This window comes from Embleya sp. NPDC020886 (assembly GCF_044333915.1).
Lineage (GTDB): Bacteria > Actinomycetota > Actinomycetes > Streptomycetales > Streptomycetaceae > Embleya.
On record NZ_JBIRRX010000015.1, the window covers coordinates 175,814 to 188,309 of the forward strand.

Here is a 12,496-nt window from a genome sequence, read left to right on the forward strand (position 1 = left end):
CGCCGGTTAGCCTCTGGGGATGGCTCTGACTACTTCTGCGGACGCGCCTCTGCCGGTGGCCGAGATTTCTCGGTTGATCGGGGGGTGGATCGATCGGCTCGGGGACGTTTGGGTGGAGGGGCAGATCACCCAGCTCAGTCGGCGGCCGGGGGCCGGGGTGGTGTTCATGACGCTGCGCGATGCCGAGCACGACGTGTCGATCTCGGTGACCTGCTACCGCAAGGTGTTCGACGCCGTCGGGGACATCGTGACCGAGGGTTCGCGGGTGGTCGTGCACGCGAAGGCGGATTGGTATCGGGCGCGCGGGACGTTGTCGTTGCGGGCCGCGGAGATCCGGCCGGTGGGGATCGGCAAGTTGTTGGCGCGGTTGGAGCAGCTCAAGCGGGCGCTCACCGCCGAGGGGCTGTTCGATCCGCGGCACAAGCAGCCGCTGCCGTTTCTGCCGCATCGGGTCGGGCTGGTCTGTGGGCGGGCCTCGGCCGCCGAGCGGGACGTGTTGGAGAACGCCAAGCGGCGTTGGCCGGCCGTGCGGTTCGCGGTGCGCAACGTCGCCGTGCAGGGGGTGAGCGCGGTGTCCCAGGTGGTCGCGGCGATCCGCGAGTTGGACGCCGACCCGGACGTCGACCTGATCGTGGTGGCCCGGGGCGGCGGCAGCGTGGAGGACCTGTTGCCGTTCTCCAGCGAGGAGTTGGTGCGGGTCGTCTTCGCGTGCGCGACGCCGGTGGTGAGCGCGATCGGGCACGAGCCGGATTCGCCGCTGCTGGACCTGGTGGCCGACTACCGGGCCTCCACGCCCACCGACGCCGCGAAGCGGATCGTGCCGGACATCCGCGAGGAGTTGCACCGGGTGCATCAGGTGCGCGATCGCGGGAGGTTGGCGCTGCGCGCCCGGTTGGAGCGGGAGTACCAGGGTCTGCGGGCCGCCCGTTCGCGGCCGGTGCTGGCCGATCCGCAGCGCATGGTGGACCTGCGCGCGGAGGAGGTGGCCGCGCTCGTGGAGCGTTCCCGGCGCACCCTGCGGCACCTCCTGGACCACGCCGCGAGCGACCTCGCGCACACCCGCGCGCGGGTCGTCGCGCTCTCCCCCGCGGCCACCCTGGAGCGCGGCTACGCGGTGTTGCAGCGGGCGGACGGGCACGCGGTCCGCGATCCCGCCGAGGTGGCGGCCGGCGATCGGCTGACCGCCCGCGTCGCGGCCGGACGCTTCGACGTGGTCGTCCCGAAGGACTGATCAATTGACCCGTTCGTATGACAAGTAGGGATGTCTCACCCGATCGGCGGCGAAAACGGCTTAGTTTGCGCGTGTGTTGCGTCATCTGCTCGCCGCGTCCGCACTGTTGATCACCGGCGTCGCCACGTCCTCCGTGGCCGCCGCCGACGACTCGCCCGCGCGGTGGAATCCGTCAGCCGCCGACTCCTACGTCAACTACGTCGCGCCCAGGGACCCGTTGCCCCCCGACGGGCCGCCGGGCGCCTCGCCCGAGGTGCGCGAACACGCGCTCGCGGCCGAGCAGCGGGCCCGGCACTACGATCGCAAGTTCGCCGCGGGCAACCCGGCCCCCGCCCGCCGGCTCGCCCGCGCCGAGGCGATCGCGGCCCGGACCGGCACGAGCCCGCGCGCGCAGGCCGGCGCCGCGCCGCAGGACGCGCGGCTACTGACCGTCCTGGTGGAGTTCAACGACAAGGCCGACGACGACTTCTCGGGCTTCGAGCGGCCGGCCGGCATCGCCGATCCGACCTGCGTGACCGAGCCGCCCGGCACGGTCAAGAACGGCCCCAGGCACAACCTGCTGCCCGATCCGGCGATCGGCGGGCAGGACAACAACACGCTGTGGGTCGAGGACTTCGACCGCACCCACTACGAACGCATGCTCTACTCCGAGCGGGGCATCACCGAGCGGGTCCGGCCCGACCTGACCGGGCCGGACGGCCGACCCGGCGTCGACCTCGCGGGCCTGACCATGCGCAACATGTACCGCGAGATGTCGCACGGCGCGTACTCGATCGGCGGCGAGGCGGCCGGCTGGGTGGGCGTCCCGCACTCGGAGGCCTGGTACGCCGCCGGCCACTGCGGCGCGATCCGTCAGGACAACAGCGGCAGCCCGGACAACCCGCGTGGCGTACGGCAGTTCGTCACCGACGCGGTGGACGCGCTGGCCGCCGCCCGGCCGGACTTCCCGTGGTCCGACTACGACCGGGAGGACCCGGGCGACGCCGACAACGACGGCGACACCCGGGAGCCCGACGGCGTGGTCGACCACCTCGTGCTGGTGCACGCGGGCAAGGACAAGTCAGCCGGCGGCGGCGCCGAGGGCACCTACGCGATCTGGGCGCACGCGAGCACCGTGCTGCGCGGACACACGATTCCGGGCACCGACCTCAAGGTGGCGAACTACATCGTCCAGCCCGAGGACTCCGGAGTGGGCGTGTTCGCCCACGAGTTCGGCCACGACCTGGGCCTGCCCGACCTCTACGACAACTTCAGCGGCGGCGAGACCGACGTCGACTTCTGGGATCTGATGTCCTCCGGTTCGCACGCCGGGCCGCTGTTCCAGGGCATGCCCACGCACCTGGGCGCGTGGTCGAAGTACGTGCTGGGCTGGATCGATCCGCCGGTGGTCCCGGTCGGCGACGGCGCGCGCACCGTGCTGCTCGGCGCCGCCGCCGACCCGCGGGCGGGCACCCGGGACGCGGTTCGGGTGAACCTGCCGAACGAGACGATCCGGATCGGCACCCCGCACAGCGGCGCGAACATGTGGTACTCGGAGCGGGATCAGGAATGGTCCGACACCCGCATCGTCCGCGACCTGGCGGTGCCCGCCGGCGGCTCCGCGACCTTCTCGATGTGGAACGACTACACCATCGAACAGGACTGGGACTTCGGCTTCGTCGAGGCGTCCGTCGACGACGGTGCGACCTGGACCCAACTCGCCGTGCACGACGACGCGGGCACCCTGGTCAGCACCCCGCCCGACTATCCCGACCCCAACCGCAACCTCGCCGAACTGCACAAGGTCAACGGCCTCACCGGCGACACCAAGGGATGGCGACACGACCACGTGGACCTGACCCCGTACGCGGGTCGGACGATCAAGTTGCGCCTGGACCTGAACACCGACGCCGCGTTCATGGAGAAGGGCTGGTTCGCCGACGACTTCGCGCTCACCGACGGCACCGGCACGGTGTGGTCCGACGACGTGGAGAACGGCGACAACGGCTGGACCCCGGTCAAGGGCACCGGCACGGTGACCCGCGGGGCGGGCTGGGGCCGCACCTCCGGACGGGTCGAGCGCGAGCAGTACTACCTGATGGAGTGGCGCGCGCCGGTCGGCTTCGACCGGGGCCTGAACTTCGCGTACACCACGGAGCACAGCGACCCGCGCGGTGTGCGGGTACGCCGGTTGAGCTACGACGTGCCCGGCATGCTGGTGTGGCTGCGCGACGCCGAGTATCAGAACAACGGCGTGAACTTCAATCTGAGCGCGCCGCCCAGCTACGGCGCCAAGGGGCAGACGCTGCTCGTGGACGCGCATCCCGATCCGCGCCGGTGGACCGGCGAGGCGGGCGAGCACCATCAGGTCAAGGGCAACCCCCGGAAGAACCTGGAGAGCCGGGCCCAGTCCGCAGACGCCGCGTTCGGCTTCCTGCCCACACCGGCGTTCGGCGCGTGCCACGGCAACGGCGCGTGGTGTCAGGACTTCGCGGCCCGCGAACCGGTGCGTGTGTTCGGCGACGAGCGCGGCTGGGCGCCGGGGGTGGAGTACGTCGACGGCGCGCCGGTGGACCGCTTCACCGACGGGTCCACCGTGGTGCCCGCGCGCGGTCCGTACAGCACCCGGGTGGTCACGCCGGACGGTGCGCCGGATCCGGCGCACCACGGCGTGCCGTACAAGGGGTCCGTGCTCGGTACCGGGGATCCCGGTCCCGACCTCGCCTACGGCGCCTCGGCCACGCTGATCGGGCCGCTCTCGCGGGAGCGTCCCGAGCAGGGGGCCGCCGTGCGGATCACCTCCGCCCGGCCGTGATCCGCACTCGGGTCCGACGCCGGCCAGGGCCTAGGCTGGCGGCATGAGCGAGCAGACCACATCCGCGCCGGACGAGGCACCGGCCTACGAGCAGGCCCGCGACGAGCTGATCGAGGTCGTGCGCCGCCTGGAGACCGGCGGCATCACCCTGGAGGAGTCGCTGGCCCTGTGGGAGCGCGGCGAGCAGCTCGCCGTGGTGTGCGAGCAGTGGCTCGACGGCGCCCGGGCCCGGCTGGACGCGGCGGTCCGCGCCGAGCGCGCGGAGGCCGGGACGGACGGGTCCGACCCGGACGACTGAGCGAACGAAGGACGAACGACAGAAGGGGCGCTCCCGAGTTCGGGAGCGCCCCTTCCGGTTCACCCGACCACCGTCAACGGATGATCGGGCGTGCGGCTACTTCTGAGCCGGCAGGATCCAGACCACCGCACCGGAGTTGCCCGGCAGCGGAAGCACCGGCAGCGCGGTCACGCCGTAGCCCTTGTCGAAGCCCGGGTTGCCCGTGCCCAACTCGGAACCGTGGAACAACTTGCCGAAGCTGTCCCGGTCCAGCGAACCGTCCGCCTTGGTGACCTTGGTCGTGTACGGGCCCTTGGCCGGAACCACGGTCGAGCCGTAGCGGTCCTTGGGCACCACACGGCCCTTGTACAGCTCGGTGCCCGGCGCCCAGCCGAGCGTGTCGGTGAACAGCGTCACCGGCTCCTGCGCCTTGATCGAGGTGCAGTAGACGGTGCCGGGGATGCAGTCCGTGAACGGCGCCGTCTTGATGAAGCCGAACGCCGCGTTCGCGGCCTGCGGCCGGCTCGGGAGGTTGGCGAACACGTTGCGCTTCTCGATGTTCGCCACGTTCGGATCCGGCTGCGGGAACTGCGCCTTGGCGTCGCCCGTGTAGCGCAGCGGGTCCGGGTGCGAGTCGACGATCAACAACTCGCCCTTGGGGCCCCACGAGGGCCCGTTGTCGATGTTGAAGTTGACGCCGTTGTTCTGGTACTGGTTGTCGCGCAGCCACACCAGCATGCCCGGCGCGTTGTACGGGACGCGGTTGGTCTTGCCGTTCGCGCCCGAGGTGTACGCGTACTTCAGACCCTCGTCGAAGCCGGACAGGTTGCGCCACTCCAGCAGGTAGTACTGCTCACGCTCGAAGGTGCCGCTGGTACGACCCCAGCCGTTGCCGCTGGTGATCGCGTTGGTGCCCTTGATCGCGGTCCAGCCGTTGTCGCCGCTCTCGACGTCGTCCGACCACACCGTGGTGGTGCCGTTGGTGAGCGAGAAGTCGTCGGCGAACCAACCCTTCTCCATGAACGCCGCATCGGTGTTCAGGTCCAGGCGCAGCTTGATGTTCTGGCCCGCGAACGGGGTCAGATCGACGTTGTCGTGCCGCCAGCCGCCACTGTCACCGGTCAGACCGTTGGTCTTGCGGAAGGTGGCCAGGTTCTTGGTCGGGTCCGGGTAGTCCGCCGGCGTGGTGACCAGCTTGCCCGACTCGTCCTTGACCGCGAGCTGCTTCCAGGTGGCACCGTTGTCGGTGGACACCTCGACGAAGCCGAAGTCCCAGTCCTGCTCGATGACGTAGTCGTTCCACATCCAGAACTTCACGTCCGAGCCGGCGGGCACCGCGATGTCGCGCTCGATCCGGATGTCGGACCAAGCCTGGTCCTGACCGGAGTACCACATGTTCTGACCGCCGTGCGGCGCGCCGACCTTGACCTGCTTGTTCGGCAGGTTCACCCGGATACCCCGCGAGGTGCCCTTGGGCGTCTTGGCGGCCTGTCCCAGGGTGGCGACCTTGGGACGGTCACCGACCTTGATCACGTCCGGGGTCAGCCAACCGAGCGCGTACTTGTCCCAGATGCCCATGTGCGCGGGCTGCGACTGGAACAGCGGACCGGTGTGCGAACCGGCCGACATCAGGTCCCAGAAGTTCAGGTCCGTCTCGCCGGCGCTGAAGTTGTCGTACAGGTCGGGCAGGCCCAGGTCGTGGCCGAACTCGTGGGCGAACACGCCCACTCCCGAGTCCTCGGGCTGCACGATGTAGTTGGCGATCTTGATGTTGCTGCCGGGCACCTGGTGGCCGAAGAGCACGGTGCTCGCGTGCGCCCAGATCGAGTAGGTGCCCTCGGCGCCGCCGCCGGCCGACTTGTCCTTGCCCGCGTGCACCAGGACCAGGTGGTCCACCACGCCGTCGGGCTCCTGGGTGTTGCCGTCGTGGTCGGCGTCGCCCGGGTCTTCCTTGTCGTAGTCCGACCACGGGAAGTTCGGCTGCTGCTTGGCCAGCTCGTCGACCGCGTCGATCGCCAGCTTCTGCGCGCCGAGCGGGTTGTCCGGGCTGCCGCTGTTGTCCTGCCGCGCGTTGCCACAGGCGCCCGCGCCATACCAGGCCTCGGAGTGCGGCGCCTTGACCCACGGCGTCGCCTCGCCGGAAACCGAGTACTTTCCGGCCGACATCTCTTCGTACATGTTGCGCATGGTCTGGCCCGCGAGGCTGATGCCCGGCTTGCCGTCCGGCCCCGTGAGGTCGGTGCGCATGCGCTGGGTGATGCCGTCCTTGGAGTACAGCATCTTGTTGAAGTGGGTCTGGTCGAAGTTCGGCACCCACTGCGAGTTGTTGTCGTTCGGGTTCAGCGCCGGGTTCGGGATCTGGTTGTGCAGCGGCCCGTTCTTGATGGTGCCGGGGGGCTCGGTGACACAGGTCGGATCCGAAACGCTGGTCGGGCGCTTGAAGCCCGAGAAGTCGTCGTTGGCCTTGTCGTTGAACTCGACCAGGACGGTCAGCAGCTTCGCGGTCTGCTTGGCGTCGACGGGCTTGCCGCTGCGCTCGGCCTTGAGCTCGGCCGGGCTCTTGCCGGTGCGCCCGGCCTCGGCCTCGAGTGCCTTGATCTGGGCGGCGGCACGGGGGTTGCCGTCGGAGTTCTTGCGGTCGGCCGCGGCGTTCCGCGCCTTCGCCGACGCGGCCACGGCCGGGTCGCCGGGGACGGCGCTCGTGTCGACGGCCGCGTCGATGGAGTTGACGTAGTGGTCCTCGGGGCCCGGGTTCCACACCGCGCGCGTCGTGTCGACGCGCGTAGGCGCGGCCGAGGTGGAAGGGGCGGTCGTAGCGGCAAGTCCCGTGATCGCTAGCGCGGATACGGACAGCAGTGCCACACGGCGTTTGACCCGCCGGACGCCGTTCGCAGGCGTCGGGCCCCTCCCGGGTATCGCTGGACTCAACGTGCTCCCCTTTCCGACCGGGGAACGATCCCCGGACGCAAAGCGACGTCGCGTGGGATCTGATCAAGCGCACACGACGTCGGGCCGACTCGGAAAGCCCGGCGGACACATGAGGGCAACCGTCGGGTCACGACGATGCCGACACACATTCGACCGGGCTTCCGGACCCTAGGTGCGGGAGTAACGCGCGGGGCAGAGGAAGCCGCGTGGTCTTTACGGAATCTTTACAACCCGCTGTACATCCTGCGCAGTGGACCGCCCGGGTCGCCCTGATACGTCCGGCGGATCCGCCGGGTTTCGGCTCAGCCGGCGGCAGTTCGCAGGGATGCGGCGAGAACGGTCAAATCCTCGAAAGTCGCATTGCCGGTGACCATCGTGGTGACGCCGTCGTGGACTCGGACCAGCGAGCGATACTTGGGGCCGTCGTACGCCTTCCACTGCTCCCCGGCCACGTCCCGGTTGCCGATCGGCTGCCCGCGCTTGCCCTTGTCCCGGACGAGTTCGTCGGTGAAGCCGTTGGTCTGCTCGACCGCGGCGTACCTGTCGTTCGGGTTGATGAAGCCGATGTGCCACGTGGTCCGGTTGCGGTCGTACCCCACGAAGTTCACCGAGGTCGCCCGCCACCGCTCGGTCAGCCCCTGCGGGGCGAGCAGCGGATACGGCGAGACCCGGGCCGCCTGCCGGAAGGAGAGCTCGTAGGGCACCCGCTTCACCGGATCCGCACCGTTGTGCGGTGCCACCAGGAACAGCGCACCGACCACCAGGCCGCACGCTCCCAAGGAAAGAACCATGTCTCGAACGGTCTGTCGACCCGACTTCGTCGCCACCCGAACATGGTCGCATTCCGCGCGGACTCGTTTTGCACGGGCTACCTGCACCGATACCACCGCTCACCGATAACATCGGGGCAATCCCGTTGGAACCAGTCCGGACTCGGGGCCGCGCAATCGTCGTGCCACCCGCAGCGATGACGCACGGCTCCGGGGGATCAGGGCACCCCCCGTGGTACGGACCGGTTCCCCTACAGGAAGGCCCGCCAGATGACGGACCAATCTGTACCTCCGCAGCTCGAAGTCGCGCCGGAAGCCCCGGACCGCAACCTCGCACTCGAACTCGTCCGGGTCACCGAGGCCGCCGCGATGGCGGCCGGCCGCTGGGTCGGTCGAGGTGACAAGAACGGCGCGGACGGCGCCGCCGTGAAGGCGATGCGCGGCCTGATCCACACCGTGTCGATGAACGGCATCGTGGTGATCGGCGAGGGCGAGAAGGACGACGCCCCGATGTTGTTCAACGGAGAACGGGTCGGCGACGGCTCCGGACCCGAGTGCGACGTCGCGGTCGACCCGGTGGACGGCACCACACTGACCGCCAAGGGCATGAACAACGCGGTCGCGGTGATGGCCGTGTCCGAGCGGGGCAGCATGTACGACCCCTCGGCTGTGTTCTACATGGAGAAGCTGGTCACCGGCCCCGAGGCCGCCGACGTGGTGGACCTGACCGCGCCGATCGCGGAGAACATCCGCCGGGTGGCCAAGGCCAAGCACAGCGCCGTGGAGGACGTCACGGTCTGCATCCTGGACCGGCCCCGGCACGACTCGATGGTCAAGGAGATCCGCGAGGCCGGCGCCCGGATCAAGTTCATCACCGACGGCGACGTGGCCGGCGCGATCATGGCGGCCAAGGACGGCACCGGCGTCGACCTGCTGCTCGGCATCGGCGGCACGCCCGAGGGCATCATCGCCGCCGCCGCGATCAAGTGCATGGGCGGCGTGATCCAGGGGCGCCTGTGGCCCAAGGACGAGGCCGAGCGAGCGAAGGCGATCGACGCGGGGCACGACCTGTCGCGGGTGTTGCTGACCGACGACCTGGTGCGCGGGGACAACGTCTTCTTCGTCGCGACCGGCATCACCGACGGCGAACTCCTGCGCGGGGTGCGGTACCGCTCCAGCACGGCGCTCACCTCGTCGCTGGTGATGCGCTCCAAGAGCGGGACGATCCGGCAGATCGACAGCCAGCACCGGCTCGCCAAGCTGCGGGCGTACAGCGCGATCGACTTCGACCACGCACGTTAGCCGTGCGGCCGGGGTCTGACCCGGCCTTCGACCGAGGTGGCCTCGAACGCCGGCCGGGCCGAAAGCGCTTCGGCCGGCGGGGTCCTCTCACGGCACGCTTGTCCCACGAATAGGTGCGGATTTTGTACCTGTTTGCGGGGAGTCTCCTTGAGCATCGATCGAGGAGGCCCCCGGATGAGCGCGCCGCGCGGTAGGCATGCCAAAACCGCCGATGGCCATGGCGGCGGCCGGGGTAAAGCGGAGGTGGCGCCCCGACTCGGGCTGATCCTGACCGGGTTGATGCTCGGGATGTTGGTGGCCGCGCTCGATCAGACCATCGTCTCCACCGCGCTGCCGACCATCGTCGGCGATCTCGGCGGGCTCAACCACCTGTCCTGGGTGGTCACCGCGTACCTGCTCGCCTCGACCGTGAGCACCCCGCTGTGGGGCAAGCTCGGCGACCTGTTCGGGCGCAAGAAGCTCTACCAGGCGTCGATCGTGATCTTCCTGATCGGCTCGGTGTTGTGCGGCATCGCCCAGGGCATGTTCGAGCTGATCGCGTTCCGGGCGATCCAGGGGCTCGGTGGCGGCGGCCTGATGGTGTTGTCCCAGGCGATCATCGGCGACGTGGTGCCACCGCGTGAGCGTGGGCGCTATCAGGGCCTGTTCGGCGCGGTGTTCGGGGTCACCTCGGTGGCCGGGCCGCTGCTCGGCGGCTTCTTCGTGGACCACCTCTCCTGGCGCTGGGTGTTCTACATCAACCTGCCGATCGGTGTGATCGCGCTCGTGGTGATCGCCGCCGCGCTGCACACCAAGGAGATCCACGCCCGGCCGAGCATCGACTACCTCGGCATCACGCTGTTGGCCGGCGGCACCACGTGCCTGGTCCTGCTCAGCACCTTCGGCGGCACCACCTACCCGTGGGCCTCCGCGCAGATCGTCGGACTGGGCGTCGCGGCGGTGGTGTTGCTGGTCGGGTTCGTCGCGGTCGAGCGACGCGCGCCGGAGCCGGTGTTGCCGCTCAAGCTCTTCGCCAACCGGATCTTCTCGGTGACCGCGGGCATCGGCTTCATCGTCGGCTTCGCGATGATGGGCGGGCTGAGCTTCCTGCCGCTGTTCATGCAGGTCGTCAACGGCACCACGCCCACCGAATCGGGCCTGCGCCTGTTGCCGATGATGGGCGGTCTGCTGGTCACCTCGATCGTCAGCGGGCAACTGATCAGCCGGACCGGCAGATACAAGATCTACCCGATCGTGGGCACCGCCGTGATGGCCGTCGGCATGTTCCTGATGTCGCGGATGGACGAGTTCACCACCACGGCCGCCTCCTCGCTGTACATGCTGGTCTTCGGCATCGGCCTGGGTCTGGTCATGCAGGTGATCGTGCTCGCCGTGCAGAACTCGGTGCCCTATGCGGACCTGGGCGTGGCCACCGCCGGCGCCACCTTCTTCCGGTCCATCGGCGGCTCGTTCGGCGCGGCGATCTTCGGCACGATCTTCAACAACCGGCTCACGGTGCACCTGCGCGAGGCGGCGGAACGCGGCGAGGCCATGCCGCCGGGAACGAGCGCGGGGTCGCCGTCCGCGATCAACCCGGCCGACCTGAACAAACTGCCGCCCGCGTCCAAGACCGGCTTCATCCACGCCTACGCCCAGTCGTTGCAGACGGTGTTCCTGGCCGCCTCCTGCATCGTGCTGGTCGCGTTCCTGCTGTCCTTCCTGCTCAAGGAGGTCCCGCTGCGCGAGGCCACCCGCGAGACCGAGCGCACGCCGCTGATGTCGCCGACCTCGCGCAGTTCGGTGGACGAGATCGAGCGCGCGATGGCCCAGATGGTGCGCCGGGAGAACGGCTGGTCCCGCTACGAACGCATGATCCAGCGCTCGGGCGTGGACCTGTCGGTGCCGTGCGCGTACGGACTCGTGCAACTCGACCAGTTGAGCCCGATCTCGATCCCCGACCTCGCGGGCCGACTCCACGAATCCGAGGACCGGGTCCGCCGTTACGCCGACGAACTGACCTTCGCCGGCTACATCGAGCGGCTGGGCGAGGGCACGATGACGCTCACCGCCAAGGGCCACGAGGCGCTGGAGGCGCTGGTCGAGGCCCGTCGGCAGATCCTCACCGAGGTGATGGCGGACTGGTCACCGGAGCAATCCGAGGAACTGACCGCGCTGTTGCACAAACTGGCCCGGCTGACCACCGACACCCCGCGCGACCACATCGTCGGCGAGGCCGACCGGCACCCGAGCTGACCGGGGATCGGCGCCGGCCCTCAGCGCTGGGCGCGGCGTCGACGCACCGCACCACGCTCGTTCGAGGTCAGGCCGCCGCGCACGCCGGCCGGGGTCGTCTCGGCCAGCGCGCTCGCGCGGCATTCGAGCAGGACGGAGCAGCGTGCGCAGACGCGCTTGGCGTCCTCCTCGCGGGCGAGACGGGCAACGGCGGGCTCCCCCGGAGCACCGACGAACAACTGCCGATCCACGGTCGCACACGCGCCGGCCGCCGGGGGCGTCCAGGTCGCGGTGCGGGTGCCGCGGACCATGTCGATCCGTGCCGTCGGGTCCGTCACGCTGGTCTCCTTCGGTCGGGTGTGTCCGTCGCCTACCCGAGCCGAACCGGCGCATGCGCACCTTCGCGACAACACGACGACAAGTAACCGTAAGGAAACGTCAAGGACATCCGACGCGAAAAAATAGTAGCCATGTACTGTATTGCCCATGAGTACGACAACCGAGGGCGCGACACCCGGCTTCCTGGTCTGGCGCCTGTCGATGAAGTGGCGGGTGGCGGTCGATCGGGCCGTCGGACCGTTGGGCCTGACCCACGCGCAGTACTCGCTGCTGGCCTCGTTGTACGGCATGGAACGCTCCGGCCGCAGCCCCAGTCAACGCGAACTCGCCGACCACACCGGCCTGGAGGCGCTCTACGTCTCCAAGCTGGCCCGGACCCTGGAGGGCGCGGGCGTGATCGGGCGCACCCGGGACGCCACCGACAGCCGGGCGATCCGGCTGACGCTCACCGAGCAGGGGCGCGAGGTCACCGGCCGCGCCATCGCCATCGTCCGAGACCTGCACGAACGTTTCCTGGCCCCACTGGACGGCCCGGGAAGCCCACGCAGCCGGGCGTTCGCCGCCGAGTTGGCGGCCCTGCTCGACGCACCGCTCGACTTCGCCGCCGAGGAGCGGCCGTGACCACCGCCGCCGGCCCGGGAGGG

At 69.8% G+C, this 12,496-nt stretch carries 9 protein-coding genes; 6 read left to right on the plus strand and 3 right to left on the minus strand.

What is annotated here, in order from left to right; all coding sequences use genetic code 11:
- Positions 1 to 19 precede the first annotated feature (19 nt).
- From xseA to ACH4U8_RS37345, 3 genes are all read left to right on the plus strand, one after another.
- Positions 20 to 1,231, plus strand: a complete 1,212-nt coding sequence (gene xseA, locus ACH4U8_RS37335; protein WP_395782655.1) for an exodeoxyribonuclease VII large subunit — start codon at positions 20 to 22, stop codon at positions 1,229 to 1,231.
- 73 nt (positions 1,232 to 1,304) lie between these two features.
- On the plus strand, positions 1,305 to 4,025 hold the full coding sequence (locus ACH4U8_RS37340; protein ID WP_395782656.1) for an immune inhibitor A domain-containing protein: 2,721 nt from the start codon (positions 1,305 to 1,307) through the stop codon (positions 4,023 to 4,025).
- Positions 4,026 to 4,068: 43 nt separating this feature from the next.
- A complete protein-coding gene (locus ACH4U8_RS37345; RefSeq protein WP_395782657.1) occupies positions 4,069 to 4,323 on the plus strand; it encodes an exodeoxyribonuclease VII small subunit in 255 nt (84 codons plus the stop codon).
- Positions 4,324 to 4,419: 96 nt separating this feature from the next.
- Here the strand turns inward: ACH4U8_RS37345 and ACH4U8_RS37350 are convergent, their stop codons facing one another.
- Both ACH4U8_RS37350 and ACH4U8_RS37355 read right to left on the minus strand, forming a co-directional pair.
- Positions 4,420 to 7,062 carry an immune inhibitor A domain-containing protein gene (locus ACH4U8_RS37350; protein ID WP_360314549.1) on the minus strand — a complete coding sequence of 881 codons (2,643 nt, stop codon included), beginning with the start codon at positions 7,060 to 7,062 and terminating at the stop codon, positions 4,420 to 4,422.
- Between the two features lie 470 nt (positions 7,063 to 7,532).
- A complete protein-coding gene (locus ACH4U8_RS37355) occupies positions 7,533 to 8,057 on the minus strand; it encodes a DUF4245 domain-containing protein (RefSeq protein ID WP_360314547.1) in 525 nt (174 codons plus the stop codon).
- Between the two features lie 213 nt (positions 8,058 to 8,270).
- Here ACH4U8_RS37355 and glpX point away from each other — a divergent pair, with 213 nt between their 5' ends.
- Together glpX and ACH4U8_RS37365 are read left to right on the plus strand one after the other, a co-directional pair.
- On the plus strand, positions 8,271 to 9,302 hold the full coding sequence (gene glpX / locus ACH4U8_RS37360) for a class II fructose-bisphosphatase (RefSeq protein ID WP_360314545.1): 1,032 nt from the start codon (positions 8,271 to 8,273) through the stop codon (positions 9,300 to 9,302).
- Between the two features lie 174 nt (positions 9,303 to 9,476).
- Entirely contained in the window at positions 9,477 to 11,534 is a 2,058-nt protein-coding gene (locus tag ACH4U8_RS37365) for an MFS transporter (RefSeq protein WP_379988107.1), read from the plus strand.
- Positions 11,535 to 11,554: 20 nt separating this feature from the next.
- Here the strand turns inward: ACH4U8_RS37365 and ACH4U8_RS37370 are convergent, their stop codons facing one another.
- Positions 11,555 to 11,851, minus strand: coding sequence for a WhiB family transcriptional regulator (locus ACH4U8_RS37370; RefSeq protein WP_395782658.1), 297 nt, complete (start codon positions 11,849 to 11,851; stop codon positions 11,555 to 11,557).
- Positions 11,852 to 11,999: 148 nt separating this feature from the next.
- On the opposite strand from ACH4U8_RS37370, the gene ACH4U8_RS37375 reads away from it, so the two are divergent.
- Complete coding sequence (locus ACH4U8_RS37375) at positions 12,000 to 12,473, plus strand: MarR family winged helix-turn-helix transcriptional regulator (protein WP_379988108.1); 474 nt, start codon at positions 12,000 to 12,002, stop codon at positions 12,471 to 12,473.
- Positions 12,474 to 12,496: the final 23 nt, after the last annotated feature.